We start from the raw sequence: 16,971 nt of genomic DNA, 5'->3' as shown, positions 1-16,971 counted from the left end.
TTATCCAAAATCTGTATTGTTGCGATTAACAGTGTAATCACAACCGTTAATTACCCTTCAGATGCGATTGTCAAATAGTGAGCCAATAGAATTTAATATACAAGATCCGGTGATGGAAAAGAAAAGCAATAGCAAAAAGATCGCGCCAGCCAAGAAACTGAAAATGATTCCCCGGGACATCAGCTGGCTGGCATTTAACGCAAGAGTTTTACAGGAAGCGGCAGATATTACTGTGCCCCTTCATGAACGTATTCGCTTCCTGGGCATTTTTTCCAATAACCTGGACGAGTTTTTCCGCGTACGTGTTGCCACGCTTAAAAGGATGCTGCTGGTCGGTAAGTCCACCCGTATGCACCTTGAAGAAAATCCTGACGAGATCCTGGAAGAGATACACAGCATGGTGATAGACCAGCAACGTGAGTTCGACCGTATCTGGGAAGGTATTGAAGATGAACTGAAAGAGCACAAGGTCTTTATCCGCACTGAAAAGCACCTGAACAAAGATCAGCAGAAATTTGTACTCAACTACTTCAATGAAGAAGTACGTACCAATATCATCCCACTGATGATCGAAAGTATTCAGCACTTTCCTTATCTACGTGATAAATCCATCTATCTCGGAGTTGTACTGGCCCGCCAGGATAACTCCGTCAGACAGAAGTTTGCGCTGATAGAGATCCCTACCTCCATCTTGCCCCGCTTCATCATCCTGCCTTCTAAAGACGGTGAAGAAGATATTATACTGCTGGAAGACGTGATCCGTTTTTCCCTGCCACATATCTTCTCCTACTTCGGATTTGACAAGTTCACCGCACATATTATCAAGGTTACCAGGGATGCTGAACTGGATATAGATAACGATATCTCTACCAGCCTGATACACCAGATCGAAAAAGGCATTAAAGACCGTCGTAAGGGAAAACCTGTACGGTTTGTATATGATAAAGATATCGACCCGCTGCTGCTCGAGTACCTGATGCGCAGACTGGGTCTATCCAGCAAGGACAACCTCATTCCGGGGGCGCGTATCCATAATTTCAAGGACTTTATGGATTTCCCTACCAACGTATTTAAGGAAAGGTCCCATCCGCAAAGGAAAAGTTTCATCCACCCCCTGTTTGCCAATGCTACCAGCGTGATGCACGTTATTCAGGGCCAGGACGTCATGTTACATTTCCCCTATCACTCTTTCGATACCATCATCGACCTGCTTAGAGAGGCGGCTATCGATCCGAACGTAACCAGTATTAAGATTACCGCGTACAGGCTGGCACGTAACTCCAGGATCGTCAACGCCCTGGTCAATGCGGTACGAAATGGTAAACAAGTGACAGTAGCACTTGAGTTAAGGGCCCGTTTTAATGAAGCCGATAACCTGGAATGGAAGACCCGGCTGGAAGATGAAGGTGTAAAAGTGCTGATCGGTATTCCCGGACTGAAGATCCACGCTAAGTTATGCGTTATCAAAAAGCGTATCGGTACCAAGACCGTTCAGTGTGGTTTCGTAAGTACCGGTAACCTGAATGAGAAAACGGCGCGAGTGTATGGCGACCATTGCCTGCTTACTGCCAACAGGAACATTATTGCCGACATCAACCGCATTTTCGCTTACCTCGAAAACGCCAAACACGATATCAAAACACTGGAAGCATGTACGACACTTCCGGTAAGTCCTTATAGCATGCGTCCCTTCTTTATACGCCAGGTGGAACGGGAGATCAAGAATGCCCGTCATAAGAAAGGCGGGGCTATGATCATTAAAATGAACTCCCTCTCCGATCCTGAAATGATCGGTCATTTGTACGAAGCTGCAAAAGAAGGCGTGGACATTAAAATGGTCATCCGTGGTATCTGCTGCGCCTATACGGAGAATAAGAAATGGAAAAGGGATATTACGGCCGTGAGCATAGTGGACGAGTACCTGGAACATGCCCGTGTATTTATATTCGGTAAAGAAGGACAGGAAAAGGTATACATCGCCTCCTGCGACTGGATGCTGCGTAACCTGGACCATCGTGTGGAAGTGGCCATCCCTATCATCGACCCGGATATCCAGCAGGAACTGAAGGATATCATGGCAATACAGCTTAGCGGCAACGTCAAGGCCCGCATACTGGACAATGACCAGAAAAATGAATATAAACGGGATAACGGTAAGAAGATCAGGTCACAGATAGAGATCTTTAAATATCTCCACGAGAAACAATATAACAGTTAGCATGAAGATCAGGGATCACGATTTTGCGTATTGATAATGCCTGATTCCTGATCTAATTGTATACATTTGCGCCCATGAAGCTTGCTGCCATTGATATCGGGTCCAACGCCGCCAGGCTGCTCATTTCTGAAGCATCTCCAAACAGCCAGGGCCGGATGGACTTTACAAAAGTGAATCTCGTCAGGGTGCCATTGCGTCTGGGTATTGATGTATTCAGCGAAGGCGCTATCTCTGAAAAAAGGGCTGCTCACCTGCTGAGTACCATTAAAGCATATAAACTTTTACTGGAAGTTTATGAAGTAAGGTATCTGAAAGCCTGTGCCACTTCGGCCATGCGCGATGCCTCCAATTCAGCGGAGATCCTGCATGATGTCAGGCAGCAAACCGGTGTAGATATCAAGGTAATATCCGGCCAGGAAGAAGCCTCTTTCCTGTACGAAAGCCATATCGCAGAAAACATGGACAAGACCCGGTCCTACATGTACATCGATGTGGGTGGTGGTAGTACCGAAGTCACTATTTTCAGTAACAACAGCCTCAGATATAAGGAATCTTTTAATATTGGCACTATCCGCCTGATGCAGCACCTGGTAACAGACGATCAGTGGCAGTATATGAAAGATACCATCAAATCCCGCCTCCGTGGACTGAACAATATCACAGCCATTGGTTCCGGCGGCAACATTAACAAGATATTCTCCCTTTCCAAACGTAAAGAGGGCAAACCACTTACACTGGACGTACTCAAAGATTACTACAAGGAATTCAACAGTTTCTCCGTTGAAGAACGTATCCACCTCTATAATCTGCGTGAAGACCGCGCCGATGTGATCGTACCTGCGCTTCAGATCTATATCAACATTATGCGGTGGGCCGATTGCGAAGAGATCTTTGTGCCCAAGATCGGTCTGGCCGATGGCCTGATCCAATCGCTCTATGCCGAGATCAGCAGATAATTTCCAAATAATAGTTTACCTTACGCGCGCTTTTTAGTAATTAACTATTAATCTGTCTCGGATGTCTACGCACAAAGAAGTTAAACGGATCACGACACATATATTGCAGAAGATGAAGGATGACGGAGAGAAGATCTCCATGATCACAGCTTATGACTATTCCATGGCCCGCATTTTTGACGATGCCGGTATGGACATCCTGCTTGTAGGCGACTCTGCATCCAATGTGATGGCTGGCTTTGAAACAACACTTCCAATAACACTGGACCAGATGATCTATCACGGCGCATCTGTGGTAAGGGCAATTAAGCGCTGCTTTGTGGTGGTCGACCTTCCATTTGGTACATACCAGGGCAATTCCAAGGAAGCACTGGCATCTACCATCCGTATCATGAAGGAAACCAGCGCTCATGGCGTGAAGATAGAAGGTGGTGAAGAGATCATTGAGTCCGTAAAACGTATCATATCTGCCGGTGTACCGGTAATGGGGCACCTCGGCCTCACTCCTCAGTCTATCAATAAATTCGGTACATATACAGTAAGGGCCACTGAAGAAGCGGAAGCACAGAAACTGCTCAACGATGCCCGTCTGCTCCAGGACGCAGGCTGTTTTGCCATTGTACTGGAAAAGATCCCGGCACTCCTGGCCAAACAGGTGGCGGAAGCCCTGCGGATCCCGGTAATAGGCATCGGGGCCGGTAAGTATGTGGACGGACAGGTATTGGTAATGCATGACATGCTTGGTATCAACAAAGACTTCAAACCCCGTTTCCTGCGCCGTTATCTCAATTTATATGACGAAATTTACAAGGCATCGCAACAATATATCCACGATGTGAAAGCCAAAGACTTTCCGAACGATAACGAACAATATTAAAATTGTTTTATGTTAGACTATGTTCTTAGCGGTCTGATGCAACGCTACCAGGAGCGCGTTCCTGACGTTGCAGCGATCATTGCCGCCATGATCACGGAGAACCTCATTGAGGTTCCGGAAGACATTGAGAATGACCATATTGCCTTCCGTACAATTGGTGTACCCGAACTCGGGATACAGTCGCTGGAAAAGATCTTCCTCCATTACGGTTACACCAAACGGGACGCCTATCACTTCAAAGAAAAGAAGCTGGATGCTTTCTGGTATGCACCGCCAAAGCCAAATTACCCACGCATCTTTGTCAGCGAACTGCGGGTCAAAGACCTGAGTGAGCAGGCGCAGCAGATCATCACCAGCTATACCAAAGAGGTATTGGTGGACCCTGTCAGCAATCTCAACCTGGATGACGGACCGGCGGTAGACATGTTCCTGCACAGTTCACTGTGGCGCACGCCTACTCTGGAGGATTACCAGACGCTGGCAGCGGAGAGTGAATACGCGGCCTGGGTTATCTATAACAGATATTACCTGAACCATTTCACGATCAGTCTTCAAAACCTGCCGGACGGTTATAACACTGTAGCCGATTTCAATAACTTCCTTGAAAAAGAAGGGTTTACACTAAATAATGCAGGCGGCAAGATCAAAACAAGTCCTGATGGATTATTGCTGCAGAGCAGTACCGTGGCTAAAATGATCCCCGCTACCTTCGCCGGCAACGAGGTACAGAAGATCGCAGGGTCTTATGTAGAATTTGCTGAGCGCAAGGTATTGCCCCAGTTTGCAGACCTTCCTGCCGATAAGATCACCCGTGAGCACCGCCGGGAAGGTTTTGAAGCAGGTAATGCGGACCGCATTTTTGAAAGTACTTACAGTTCACAGACGAATAAACAATAACCAGGGGTTGCCGGGAAAACGGGAGATAAAACAATCCCGCAGGTCCGGCAATCTTTTTTTATGGGAATGATCCCTTTATAGGTTAACTCATACATCAAAACACGCCATGTCCTGCATGGCATAAACAGTACAAAATGATCCAGGATATTCTGCAACAACTGCAAATCAGCAATGTAAACAGCGGCGTCAGCACAGGACTTAACTGGCTGGATGCAAAAGGTGAGACCATTCCCGCTTCATCTCCGGTGGATGGAAAAGAAATAGCGACTGTCAAAGCGGCCAGCCGTGCCGATTATGATGCGGTGATCGCAAAAGCGGAAGAAGCCTTTAAGGAATGGCGCCTGTGGCCGGCCCCGCGCCGTGGCGAGGTGGTGCGGCAGATAGGCGAAGCCCTCCGTAAGCATAAAGAGCCGCTGGGCAAACTGGTATCTTACGAAATGGGCAAAAGCCTCCAGGAAGGTTATGGTGAAGTACAGGAAATGATCGATATCTGCGATTTTGCGGTGGGGCTTTCCCGCCAGTTACATGGGCTGACCATGCATTCAGAACGTCCTGGGCACAGGATGTATGAGCAATGGCATCCGCTGGGCGTTACGGGCATCATATCGGCCTTTAATTTCCCTGTAGCGGTGTGGAGCTGGAATGCGATGCTTGCATGGGTTTGCGGCGACGTATGCGTCTGGAAACCATCAGAGAAGACCCCGTTATCGGCTATTGCCTGTCAGCATATTGTACATGACGTACTAAAGACCAACAAGGTACCTGAAGGCGTTTGCTGCCTGGTAACAGGCGGTCGTGAAGTAGGAGAATGGATGGCGGCAGATACGCGTGTGCCGTTGATCTCTGCTACGGGCTCCACCCGTATGGGAAAAGCCGTAGGCAGTGTGGTAGGCGCCCGCCTGGGACGTGCATTGCTCGAACTGGGTGGCAATAACGCCATTATCATCTCGGCTGATGCAGACCTGGATATGAGCCTCATAGGCTGCGTTTTCGGGGCCGTAGGCACCGCCGGACAACGTTGTACCAGTACCCGCAGGCTGATCATCCATGAGAATGTGTATGAGGCCTTTACGCAGAAATTAGTGAAGGCATATCAGCAGCTCCGTATCGGTAATCCGCTGGATGAACATAACCACGTAGGACCATTGATCGATAAAGATGCTGTGCGCCTTTACCAGGAATCTATCGAGAAGATCAAGGCCCAGGGCGGTACCTTCCTGGTGGAAGGAGGCATACTTTCAGGAGGCGAATACACCTCCGGCTGTTACGTAAAGCCTTGTATCGCTGCTGTGGAGAACAGTTATCCTATCGTACAGCATGAGACGTTCGCGCCGATCCTTTACGTGATGAAATACAGCAACATCGAAGAGGCTATCGCGATGCAGAACGCCGTACCACAGGGATTGTCTTCCGCAATTATGACATTGAACCTACGTGAGGCGGAGTTATTCCTGTCACAATCCGGTTCTGACTGTGGAATAGCAAACGTCAATATTGGAACTTCCGGTGCCGAGATCGGCGGAGCTTTCGGTGGCGAGAAGGAAACCGGAGGAGGCAGGGAAAGCGGGTCTGATGCCTGGAGAGCGTACATGCGCAGACAAACGAACACGATCAATTATTCTACCCATTTGCCATTGGCCCAGGGTATTAAATTCGATCTGTAAAAAGTTTTTTGTTCCCGCACAATAACAGGAATAACATGCCGTTTAATATGCGGATAACTTTTAAACTGATATTAATTGCAATATAATTGGCTTGTAAGAGCAGTACCTTTCTTTCACAATTGCATGTGAGCGAACAATGTAGATCAAAAAGAATAGCGAGGTTAGAGAACCTCGCTTTTTCGTTAAACGGAAACCATGCTTATGAGAAAAGTAATTATAACTTGGAAAGTTATCAAGTACTCTTCCAGCTCTAAATATTACACTTTTTTCCGGAATTTCATATTCTACTTTTGTGGTATTTGCAAGTATTTTTTTACGAGCGGTCGTAATTATAAGCTTGATACCAGCGCAGATATGTAAGACTTTCATTTGGAAGGTAATAGGGCTTCACCGAGTAGTTCCTGTCTTTTTAGCTGCCGTTAAAATAATATCAAACAAGGCCCCTTTCAGTGATATTGGTTCTTCTCTGCTTGTTCTATGCGTCTTCTCTGCTTGTTCTACCTTAGTTCTATCCGAGTACTATCAAAAAGGTAAGATCCTTACTGCCAAAGAGTTTAGGCTCAAAACAGCGTCTAATGTAACGTTGCAGACTAATACTGTTTTAACTCTCTTCAATCTTCATATCTCTTCCTCTCTCTTCCAAAAGAAAATTTCTTTCATATTCATTTAATTGTTAAATTAACAGTAAATGAGCAAACACGATTGAGTTACAGGTACTTCTATCATGCTGGCAATTGTCACGTAAACGGCTATCCAGTTAATCGGCTGTTGGCATATTGTATTCACTCGTTCATCATTTAACGTACCTTATTCCCTTACAATTTGCATAACTTTAACCTAAATTGGTTTTTGATTTGTAACGCTTATTGAGAAAAAAACAGACTGATGAAATCTAACAGAGCTATGGCAGTCATGGCTGGTGGTGTGTTGATGGCTGCTCTTACCGCTAACCCGACTTATGCCCAATCTACAGCGACTCCCAGGAACTGGCACCTATTGAACTATGCGCAGGACAGTGTTTATGGTACCGGTGTTGAGAAAGCATATGCTGAACTCCTGAAAGGGAAAAAAAGCAGCCCTATACTTGTCGCGGTTATAGATTCCGGGATTGACACACTTCATGAAGACCTGAAATCCATTCTTTGGGTGAACCCGAAGGAGATTCCCGGTAACGGCATTGACGACGATAAGAATGGTTACATAGACGACATTCACGGATGGAACTTCCTGGGTGGTAAAGATGGCCGCAGCGTGAAAGAGGATAGTGATGAAGCCACACGCGAATATTATCGCTATAAGAGCCTCTATGGCAATCCTGACTCCGCCCTTGATAAACAATCCAAGGAATATAGCTACTGGCAAAGATTACAGGGCAAAGTATCCAAACCTTCAGGCGAAAGCAAGGTAACCTACAAGACCATGCTGAAGCTACAGGAAAGTTTGCGTAAATGCGAAGCCCTGATCACCGGTTACCTGCACCAGAATGATTTTAACGCCGCAAAACTGGACAGCATTCAAACAGCTGACGCAGATGTGATGGTAGCCAAGAAATTCTTACTGCGCATCTTCCAGAATACCGGCGAAGAAAATCTCAACTACTCCGAACTGAAATCAGAGTTTGACGAATACCTGGCGGAGTTAAAGAAGAAGGCCGATATGGCCGACAGCGAAGCTCCGGTTGATAAACGTGCCGATATTGTCGGAGACAATGTCAACGATATTAACGACAAATACTACGGTAACAACGATGTGATGGGACAGTTCGGCTTTCACGGCACGCACGTTTCCGGGATCATTGCTGCGGCAAGGAACAATGGCGTTGGTATAGACGGGATCAATGACAATGTGCGCATCATGATGGTGAAAGCCGTTCCCGACGGCGATGAACGCGATAAAGACGTAGCCCTGGCTATCCGTTACGCGGTAGACAACGGTGCACGCGTAGTGAATATGAGTTTCGGTAAAGGCTTCTCCCCTCACAAAGATTGGGTAGATGCTGCTGTAAAATATGCTGAAGAAAAAGGTGTATTACTCGTTCATGCTGCGGGTAACGACGGAAATGACAACGACGTTGTAGACAACTTCCCGAACCCAGACTTTGCTGATCATTCACCAAGAGCCAACAACTACATCACCGTTGGTGCAAGTGCTAATGGCAAGACTGGTAAAGTAGCCAGCTTCTCCAACTACGGTAAGAAAAATGTAGATCTCTTCGCGCCAGGTGTTCAGATCTATTCTACTGTTCCCGGCGGCAACAAATACGGCAATGCCAGCGGAACCAGTATGGCTGCTCCTGTAGTGGCAGGTGTAGCAGCATTGGTACTCTCCTACCATCCTGATCTCACTGCACAACAGTTGAAATACATCCTGATGAAATCAGCTACTCCGTTGCCTGACAGCACGAAGGATGTAAACAAACCAGGTGCGGGCGACGTGAAAGTTCCTTTCGCTGATCTCTCTATCTCCGGTGGTCTTGTAAATGCTTATGATGCATTGAAACTAGCGGATAGTATTGAGGCCAATAAAGACCATAAATCAAAGAAGAAAAAGAAAGTGAAGATGGAGTCCGTTAAGAAAGGATAACATCTCTCCCCTTATAAAATAAAGGCATCGTGGTATTACCAGGATGCCTTTATTCATTATAACCCCTATAGTCGATAATTAGACTTAATTTCGCACCCAAGACCATTTTCCATATTGTGATGTCAGACAGCCAGGCTCAATTATCATTCTTTCTACAACAGAAATCCAGACTTTATGGATTGGCATATAAAATGACTGAAAGCGTGAGTGATGCCGAAGATGTTCTGAACGACATTTATATCTCCTTTTCACGTCAGCCGTTTGACAACATAAAAGATCCCGAAAGGTACCTTGTCCGGTCAGTCATTCACGGTTGCTTTGCTATACTCGAAAAAAGAAAGCATGTAGTATACCCGGGAATCGATCTTCCCGAGCCTGTCGCCCATGAACGTTTCCCGGACCTGCTGCAGAGTGATATTTCCTATGCATTGTTAGTATTGCTACAGAAACTTAATCCCCAGGAAAGGGCTGTTTTCCTGCTTCGTGAAAGCTTCGATTACGACTATGACGAAATAGCGTCCCTGATTGGTATCACTGAAGCTAATTGCAGGCAACAATTACATCGGGCTAAAGAAAAGCTGAAAACCGGCAAAGCAAAATATAGTCCCTCTAGTCTAGAGAAGGAAGAAATGATCAGGGCATTTATTACGGCATGTTTAAACGGCGATGTTAAACAGCTGGAGACCTATCTGTCAAAAGAGGTTACACTTTTCATGGACGGCGGCGGCAAGGCTTCTACTGCTATGAAACCTGTCTCTGGCCTGCATAGTGTAATGATGTACCTCGCAAATGGCGCCCTTAAATTTGGTAAGGACTTGTCGTATACCATAAAAGATGTGAATATGGAAACCGGGGTCCTGTTTGAGAACAAACTGACCAGTGATCTTGATACCATCCTGATACCGGTTTTCGATCAGGACAATAAGATCAGTCATTTGTTCGGCATCAGAAACCCCGATAAAATGAAATTCCTTCTCTGATATCAATAACCTTTACCAAAGTATTTCTCTATAAATGCACGTTCTTTTGGTGGTGTTTCCCGCCATTGGAAAAAGTTGGTGTATCCTGCAATGATAAGCGCTGCTGCCAGAATACCGGTGCCTCCAATCAGATAAGCTCCCTTCTTTGACTTTGTCTTCAAATAGTGTATAGCTGCTATGTGCATGCTAATCGCACAAACGTCCAGGAAGTAATAAGGGATGAAGAACCAGGTAGCTGGATTCATGTTCAGCCCTGCTACTGTATAATAGAAATTAGTGTCCAGGTCTTCCACCAGTCTAGCCTCTATGACTGCACCAACGTGACCTATCAGGAAGAGCGAAAGATAAAGCCCTGTATATATCTGTATCTTTTCTGCTACTGTTTTTGCATTCCGGTTGAACAACAGTTTAACACCTGATATGACCTGGATCAATACCACTAGGAACAGAATACTTTCTATCACCGGATGCCGATATACTTTCCTGAATTTCTCCATCAGCGCCATATGGGCCTCTGGTCCGGCAAATGAATACAAATGGTTAATCAGATGAATACCAATAAATAAGGATAGGGTGATGCCAGAGAAATAGTGCAGCGTTTTAATTGCCTGTCGTTTGCTTTCTTGTGTCATGAAATATGCGTTTTGCAGATAGAGTGCAAAAGCGGGGTTTTGTGACAGGAGTTGGTTTTTTTTTTAAATCTAAAATTTAGATACCACTATCACTCGGTGCTAGACAATATCATCCACCATGCTGCCGGGGCGTGAGTGCGTAACACGCAGCGATAACTGACCGCGCTTAATCTTGTTTGTAGCCAGGAACGCAGCGCATGGTAAAGACAAAAGATAAGGTCGTGGAGCGAGGCTGGTGGCGGATAAACGAGCCAAAGCGTAGGAATGACTGTATCAGAACTAATATACGAGTCCGCCGCACTGAGAGTTGCGCGAACAAAGATCGAGGGACGCAAACAACTGTGACAGGCTGCGCTTGAGCCTCTTGCATAGCGTAACACTTGCGCTCAGCCTGGCGCAGCTTTCTACTCGGCCCCGAGGAGGCAGCGAGAATGCTTTTGCTGATTCCGTCAACCAGCTAAAGCACTTATTTGTTATTTTATGTCTCTATGTAAATATCAACCTCGATTTGTTTGGATGCGGGTTCGATTCCCGCAATACCATAAATGCGAATTATGAGCAGCTTTGGCAAAAAACTAAGGGAAGCAAGAGAGGCTAAAGGCTTCTCCCAGGCTGAACTGGCCAGACAAGTAGAATCACATCATTCCATCATTGGTAAATATGAACGGGATGAGGTAAAGCCAACTATTGATGTTGTAAAAAAACTCGCTGAAGTACTCGATACTACGGTGGGCTATCTTTTTGGGGGAATCAGAAGACAGGGAACTCTTAAAAGACCCCTCTATGCTCAAAAGATTAAATGATATCGCGAGGTTTCCCGAGCAAGATAAAAAATGTATCCTCTACGCTCTTGATGCTATGATTAATAATGTTAAACTCAAGGCTATCCAATAAATGATAAGCCCTAGATCTTCATCTAGACCTAGGGCTTATCATTTATTAGATAGAGGTAAAAGCTAATCTACTCTATTATTTAGCAACAGCTTCGATATAGTTCTTTTATAAAATCTAGCCCACTCTATATCTTTTAACCCAATTTTTCTACGTAAATCATGTTTGCTTAATTTTTCATTATAAATAATAAGCTTATTGAATAATGCCTCACACTTCTTATCAACTTCTGGATAGTCTTTTTTATAATACTCTAAGGCCATAAATCCAAACATTACAGCCATAGCATCAGCAGTAGAATCTGATAATCGATTACTAAGTTGAAGCTCATATCTAATAATATTTAAACACAATTCAAACATAAATTCAAATTTATTAAGTTCTTCTTGTGAAAAGTAGCTACATGCATTATCTTTTGATCTAATACTTACAACTACCTCATTTATTAATTTTAAAACATCCTCCATTACTCATTGACTTTTTTAATATTATTTTGCAGTTCTGTGCTATAATATTTGTTACACCACGAACCTCAGTCTTATTGATTGTAAATTTTAATACTTTAGTATCTTTCAATACTTGATACTTAACAAGCGTATAATTATTTGAACGCATTCCCACTGCTGCTGGCCCATATTCATCGCCCATATCAGCACCGTAGGCATCTGTAAAAAAATGTTTTTCTCCTTCAGCATCTCCAATGCGTTCAAAACGCCATACATAACTATCTTTCTTTAATGTTTCGATTGTAACCGCCTTACTAAAATCACTAGCATTGAAGAACCTATTAAGAGATTCACTGGCTTTACCACTTTCGAAAAAAAATGCTGAAGCCCGTTGACACCGTAAGTCCTTTCCTCCGGTCGACATCATGCCTCTTCTCTCAAGTTCTTTCCCATACAGTCGCTCCTGATCCGTCGCTGTACCTATTAAAACTCGAGTTCTTACCTGTTCTAAATAATCATTGCTTAATGTAGAAGGATCATTAGTGACAATTTCTATATTCTGATAAAAATCTGTTTCTTTACCACTAGAAGCTCCCGCACCTGCATAATCATAATTGCCAGCTTTAGACATCCAAGTCCAAATAGACCCTGCACTAGCTAACGTTGAGCTTATATTAACGAATTTCGACCATCTAGAAATTCTCGGTATAGTATAGATTTAATGTCATTTCGGGGTGGTTCTGGAATTTCCCGATATGTTACTCTTCGTATATATGTTCTTCACGTCTTAGTTGGTGGGCCTCCTAGTTCTGGACTTAATCCCATCGCATCAACAAAAAGAATAGGGCTATTAGCCGCAAATCCATAAGGTGACTGATCCGCGAAGTCTCCAGTCAATGGATCTACGCTAAAAAACCTCCCCAACCTCGGATCATAGATTCTAAATCCATAATCCTGCTGATTCCCCTCTCCCTTCACCTCATTGTCATTCTCCTTCCCATTAAACCCATAGCGATAACTCCCCGCATTATAACCCCGACACGCAACCTACCTTCGCACACTTTTTTACTCAAAGAACTGAGCCTAAGATATGTTTTCTCTTTCATCTGTAATTTCAATTGAAAGAAAAAATAACACGCACTTTGGTAGGATAATGGATGCGTTATTGATGTCCAGGAGTTTTCCTGATGATAGATTTTATTCTGCTGTACAGCCCTGGTATTAACGCTCACCGCATCCACTATCCTGTCAACGGAAGCAAGATAGTACTAGTGCTGACCAGGGTACTACTGCTCACGTTCGCGCTAGCCTTATCATCTGCTGATCGGTCAGCGGTCTACTGCCTGGCAGCTATAACCGATGCTTAATAGCGGTCATCTGCCACCACCGTCATGCCGGCCGCTGGGGAGGGAGTGCGTAGCACAGCGCCACAGCCGGCCGCGCCTCCATTTACTATCTCACCCAATCCAGTTTTCATATACCACCTTACAAATGTTCAACTATTTAAAGGAGGCCAATTTAACCCGGCAATCATATCCTCCGTAACAGTACCACAATTAAATCCCTTTGCTTCAATTTCATTGTACCATCTTGTAGGAATGACTAAACCATCGAACTCTATTGATAATATAATTGCATCGAACCATAACCACTTACCATCGGTTTTAATACTTACTTCTTTATTGCCCACCTTACCACTAATTGGTGAAGGAAAGTTTGCACCACTAGTTGTAACTAGGATGCTTGAATGTTTCAGGTAACTTATAAGAGCCGGCTTATTATACCTACTATTAGCTTCTATGTCAATAAAATTGTGCATTGATGGGCAGTTTTCATATCCTATTCCATATTCTTTCCAAAAACCAAACCATTGAAACGGCCAATTATTCATATTATAATCCATATCTCTTATTTTTTTATACCAACTGAAAAATTAACGAATGACTTACCGCCAATATAGGTGGGGCCAATCGAAAGCTTTCCATCAGGAAATGCCCATATTATATCTTCTGGTGCTCTAACACCTACCCCCAAAGCATTACTCAAATTTTTGGCAAAACCATCTGCTAATCTTCCTGTATTACAAGAAAGCAGGCGAATTGGCTGTCCGGCAAATTGTGGACTATTCCTTATTAAATTCGCTAATACCCGATGATCAATCATCATGTCTGGACGATACCAAACTCCTCGAGGACTTCCATGCAACACGACATCTAAATAATTCTCGTATGGCTTTGCTCTTTGTGCATAAATAAGAAATGGATCATTAACATTACCATATGCGATGGCGCCAGATGCAGCAGAATTAGTGGATAAAAACCTCGTGCCTGCCCAGCTTCCTACCCCTGATGAAACAGCAACAGGCATTAACCCTTCCATCACTTCCATACTAGATGCATTCGACATCCAGTCCGCAGACTTGGGATTACGGCTAAGCATCTCCGTCCTAAATCCAGCATCAGCATACATCAACTTACCTATAGACTCCCAATCATAATTATTTCGCTCAGTCGTTATTGCCCCGTCAAAATACAGATTTAACCCGGTAGTCATTCCATTAGCACTTTCACGATCTTCTGGATGCAAAACAGTATGTGTAGTAGTTTTTCCACCTCGACTATCGATTACCGTATTTGTCCGATTATACATAAATACATCTGCTCCACCACTTCGAACCTGAGTTATATCGAATGTAGATCTACCTGTTGGACGCCCACCATCGCTCGGATAATATGTTGTTACCCGCCTGTTAAAGTTAAAAGTATCTAATCCCGAAGGGGCCGCGTAACTAGTCGGATTTGATGCAAATGTTTCATACGGGCTATGTTTATAAACTGCATCTATATTCCACCGCCTTCCAATTCTACTATCATATTGCCAGAACTGTGCTGTATAATTTATTGTCTCCTAGCTCACTCGTATGTTCTTGCCCATTAAACCCATAACGATACCCCCTAAACTCCACTGCCTATCCAGCTGTAACAGCCCTGCACACTTTTTTACTCAAAGAACTGGCCCAAGATATTGTTTTTCTTTCATCATTGAGGTGTCTATTGATGCACTAAAGCACTTTTCCTAGATATTATACTTAACGGCTCAATAATAAAAATCCCCGGTCTGACGGACCGGGGATTTTTATTTAAGTATTGCTTGTAAAATATAAACAACACATCTCTTATAAGAGGCTTCTATTATAACTTCTGTCTTTTTATTAAAACCGTTAACCCGCCAAAACTATTTGATATAGTTTAACTCTTCCCTCTTTTGACTTTTTAAAATTAAACATTATTGTTGATTCGGATTCCATCTCACCTTTGCTATTAAAAGAATGGGATTCAAAATAAATTGTATTCCCCTTAACCGTTTTTCCCCTTAAGTAAAGTATCAAAATAATTATTTTTAGATAATTGAACTAATTTCTTCTTCAATACTCCTTGGTCTACGATTGTATCGTCATCGACCATCGTACCTGCACTTAAATCAAATGGATAAGTACAGTTATTAATAACTGAATCGATATTTTTTGATTTTAAAAACACTAAAATCTTTTCATTACTCTGTGCTTTACCACAAGAACTAATTAATATCAATACCAATAAAAAATTAAAAATTCCCATAATTGTTTATTTGTTAAGACTTTATCTATCTGTTCCCTTTTGCTTTTGGGCAGTTTTAGTAGCAGGAGCCGCTAATGGCGCTCCTAACGAAATTTTGGGCAAAGAAGTAAAATGATAATCCCTAACATTATCTGCCCTACTTCTTAAAACTACGTTTACTGTAGCACCGTTACTTAACCACATAATATACTGATTATAAATAAGTTGCGCAAATACCCTCCTTGACTTCCTATCACAAAAGCAACATGGCCTGTACCTCCATTGAAGTTACCATTATCAGATCTTACCATCAACGATCCATAAAAGGGTGTGTTCACTTGTTCCAACCCAACTTTACTTGCTTTTAAGTACATGAATTGGAAGCAGCAAGCTTTGTTCTCCCTAACTCAAGATTACCGACCAATAAAGCATAATTCACAAAAGATGAACACCAAGGTGTTCCTTCATCCCAATCCACACCACTACCCATCTCATGATACGTGAATATAGTTGGATTATTCTTATCACCAGAATATTCTGATTCTCCGATTTGAGATATCGCAACTTTCAAGAACGCTAACCTTCGATCTTTCAAGATATTCTTGGCGTTCAGATATGAACTCATATAAGAGTCTGATCAAAATACGCTAACCTTTCAGTTAAACTTGACACCCCCACTTTATCCGCATGATAATTTCCCTGATAACGATTAGGGGACATCGTTGGTGAAAAATAGCTGTTGGCGTTATTTTGAGCCTGCTCTGCAGAAATATTATCTTCCTCTACATTTATCCAATCTTGTCCTACAATAGATTTTGACACATCATGTTCTCCAGATAAATTAATCACGCTAATCGAACCATTTTCATTCCTACGTGCATACCAATCATACGATTGCTCTCCCAAGGGATCAACATTCCTAATAGGATCCAATTGAAAAGTTGCATATAGGCTAATACTTACGTCCGTTACTGGATCCAAATTCCATCTCCTACCTGTCCTCGGATCATACTCCCAGAAGGCGGCAGTATAACCACCTATCAAGTAAGACCTAAATGAACAATGCCTAACAAAACACTAGGCATCGTCATGTAAGTATTGTACCTACAAAATAAGATGTGGTCAGGAAGTTGGCCGAAGCTCTGGATACTACCGTGGGATTCTTATTGGGGGAAGCTAATGATACCAACATTCTTAAAGACCCTAAGATGATGAAGCGGCTCAATGAGAT

At 43.5% G+C, this 16,971-nt stretch carries 15 protein-coding genes and 1 pseudogene; 8 read left to right on the top strand and 8 right to left on the bottom strand.

All coding sequences use genetic code 11. The features are described from left to right. The first annotated feature begins 61 nt into the window (after positions 1-61). The 7 genes from ppk1 (at position 62) to C7475_RS01345 (ending at position 10,175) form a co-directional block, all read left to right on the top strand. Positions 62-2,218, top strand: coding sequence for a polyphosphate kinase 1 (ppk1, locus tag C7475_RS01375; RefSeq protein WP_199236156.1), 2,157 nt, complete (start codon positions 62-64; stop codon positions 2,216-2,218). Between the two features lie 74 nt (positions 2,219-2,292). Further along, positions 2,293-3,174 (top strand): exopolyphosphatase, encoded by an 882-nt coding sequence (locus C7475_RS01370; protein WP_110050242.1) that lies wholly within the window; start codon positions 2,293-2,295, stop codon positions 3,172-3,174. A 61-nt stretch (positions 3,175-3,235) separates the two neighbouring features. Then, a complete protein-coding gene (panB, locus tag C7475_RS01365; RefSeq protein WP_110050239.1) occupies positions 3,236-4,051 on the top strand; it encodes a 3-methyl-2-oxobutanoate hydroxymethyltransferase in 816 nt (271 codons plus the stop codon). Positions 4,052-4,060: 9 nt separating this feature from the next. Continuing rightward, positions 4,061-4,948 (top strand): DUF1338 domain-containing protein, encoded by an 888-nt coding sequence (locus tag C7475_RS01360; protein WP_110050237.1) that lies wholly within the window; start codon positions 4,061-4,063, stop codon positions 4,946-4,948. A gap of 134 nt (positions 4,949-5,082) precedes the next feature. Beyond that, a complete protein-coding gene (locus C7475_RS01355; protein WP_110050234.1) occupies positions 5,083-6,612 on the top strand; it encodes an aldehyde dehydrogenase family protein in 1,530 nt (509 codons plus the stop codon). 885 nt (positions 6,613-7,497) lie between these two features. Further along, on the top strand, positions 7,498-9,195 hold the full coding sequence (locus C7475_RS01350; RefSeq protein ID WP_199236155.1) for a S8 family serine peptidase: 1,698 nt from the start codon (positions 7,498-7,500) through the stop codon (positions 9,193-9,195). A 119-nt stretch (positions 9,196-9,314) separates the two neighbouring features. Continuing rightward, the gene (locus tag C7475_RS01345; protein ID WP_110050232.1) at positions 9,315-10,175 is read left to right on the top strand and encodes a sigma-70 family RNA polymerase sigma factor; all 861 of its coding nucleotides are present in this window, start codon (positions 9,315-9,317) and stop codon (positions 10,173-10,175) included. Positions 10,176-10,177: 2 nt separating this feature from the next. Here the strand turns inward: C7475_RS01345 and C7475_RS01340 are convergent, their stop codons facing one another. Then, entirely contained in the window at positions 10,178-10,807 is a 630-nt protein-coding gene (locus C7475_RS01340) for a hypothetical protein (protein ID WP_110050229.1), read from the bottom strand. 554 nt (positions 10,808-11,361) lie between these two features. On the opposite strand from C7475_RS01340, the gene C7475_RS01335 reads away from it, so the two are divergent. Beyond that, the gene (locus C7475_RS01335) at positions 11,362-11,610 is read left to right on the top strand and encodes a helix-turn-helix domain-containing protein (protein ID WP_199236154.1); all 249 of its coding nucleotides are present in this window, start codon (positions 11,362-11,364) and stop codon (positions 11,608-11,610) included. A 153-nt stretch (positions 11,611-11,763) separates the two neighbouring features. Here the strand turns inward: C7475_RS01335 and C7475_RS01330 are convergent, their stop codons facing one another. From C7475_RS01330 to C7475_RS01295, 7 genes and pseudogenes are all read right to left on the bottom strand, one after another. Continuing rightward, positions 11,764-12,165 (bottom strand): hypothetical protein, encoded by a 402-nt coding sequence (locus C7475_RS01330; protein WP_110050227.1) that lies wholly within the window; start codon positions 12,163-12,165, stop codon positions 11,764-11,766. Next, a complete protein-coding gene (locus C7475_RS01325) occupies positions 12,137-12,775 on the bottom strand; it encodes a hypothetical protein (protein WP_110050225.1) in 639 nt (212 codons plus the stop codon). Before C7475_RS01325 ends, C7475_RS01330 begins: the two co-directional genes overlap by 29 nt. A gap of 149 nt (positions 12,776-12,924) precedes the next feature. Further along, positions 12,925-13,152: pseudogene (locus C7475_RS33495) on the bottom strand (RHS repeat domain-containing protein); the annotation flags it as partial. 487 nt (positions 13,153-13,639) lie between these two features. Further along, positions 13,640-14,047, bottom strand: coding sequence for a hypothetical protein (locus tag C7475_RS01315; RefSeq protein ID WP_110050221.1), 408 nt, complete (start codon positions 14,045-14,047; stop codon positions 13,640-13,642). Positions 14,048-14,052: 5 nt separating this feature from the next. Then, on the bottom strand, positions 14,053-14,730 hold the full coding sequence (locus C7475_RS01310) for a hypothetical protein (RefSeq protein ID WP_146217433.1): 678 nt from the start codon (positions 14,728-14,730) through the stop codon (positions 14,053-14,055). 770 nt (positions 14,731-15,500) lie between these two features. Continuing rightward, complete coding sequence (locus tag C7475_RS01305) at positions 15,501-15,761, bottom strand: hypothetical protein (protein ID WP_110050217.1); 261 nt, start codon at positions 15,759-15,761, stop codon at positions 15,501-15,503. Between the two features lie 600 nt (positions 15,762-16,361). Then, positions 16,362-16,673 (bottom strand): hypothetical protein, encoded by a 312-nt coding sequence (locus C7475_RS01295; RefSeq protein ID WP_233259740.1) that lies wholly within the window; start codon positions 16,671-16,673, stop codon positions 16,362-16,364. Between the last annotated feature and the right edge of the window lie 298 nt (positions 16,674-16,971).

Source organism: Chitinophaga sp. S165 (assembly GCF_003182155.1).
Taxonomy (GTDB): Bacteria; Bacteroidota; Bacteroidia; order Chitinophagales; family Chitinophagaceae; genus Chitinophaga.
The sequence above is the reverse complement of the archived record's forward strand: the minus strand, read 5'-3'. Positions and strand labels throughout refer to the sequence as shown.

Coding starts and splice junctions, on each gene's coding strand:
- ppk1 (WP_199236156.1), top strand. CDS start 62: ATGCGATTGTCAAATAGTGAGCCAATAGAATTTAATATACAAGATCCG.
- C7475_RS01370 (WP_110050242.1), top strand. CDS start 2,293: ATGAAGCTTGCTGCCATTGATATCGGGTCCAACGCCGCCAGGCTGCTC.
- panB (WP_110050239.1), top strand. CDS start 3,236: ATGTCTACGCACAAAGAAGTTAAACGGATCACGACACATATATTGCAG.
- C7475_RS01360 (WP_110050237.1), top strand. CDS start 4,061: ATGTTAGACTATGTTCTTAGCGGTCTGATGCAACGCTACCAGGAGCGC.
- C7475_RS01355 (WP_110050234.1), top strand. CDS start 5,083: ATGATCCAGGATATTCTGCAACAACTGCAAATCAGCAATGTAAACAGC.
- C7475_RS01350 (WP_199236155.1), top strand. CDS start 7,498: ATGAAATCTAACAGAGCTATGGCAGTCATGGCTGGTGGTGTGTTGATG.
- C7475_RS01345 (WP_110050232.1), top strand. CDS start 9,315: ATGTCAGACAGCCAGGCTCAATTATCATTCTTTCTACAACAGAAATCC.
- C7475_RS01340 (WP_110050229.1), bottom strand. CDS start 10,807: ATGACACAAGAAAGCAAACGACAGGCAATTAAAACGCTGCACTATTTC.
- C7475_RS01335 (WP_199236154.1), top strand. CDS start 11,362: ATGAGCAGCTTTGGCAAAAAACTAAGGGAAGCAAGAGAGGCTAAAGGC.
- C7475_RS01330 (WP_110050227.1), bottom strand. CDS start 12,165: ATGGAGGATGTTTTAAAATTAATAAATGAGGTAGTTGTAAGTATTAGA.
- C7475_RS01325 (WP_110050225.1), bottom strand. CDS start 12,775: ATGTCTAAAGCTGGCAATTATGATTATGCAGGTGCGGGAGCTTCTAGT.
- C7475_RS01315 (WP_110050221.1), bottom strand. CDS start 14,047: ATGGATTATAATATGAATAATTGGCCGTTTCAATGGTTTGGTTTTTGG.
- C7475_RS01305 (WP_110050217.1), bottom strand. CDS start 15,761: ATGGGAATTTTTAATTTTTTATTGGTATTGATATTAATTAGTTCTTGT.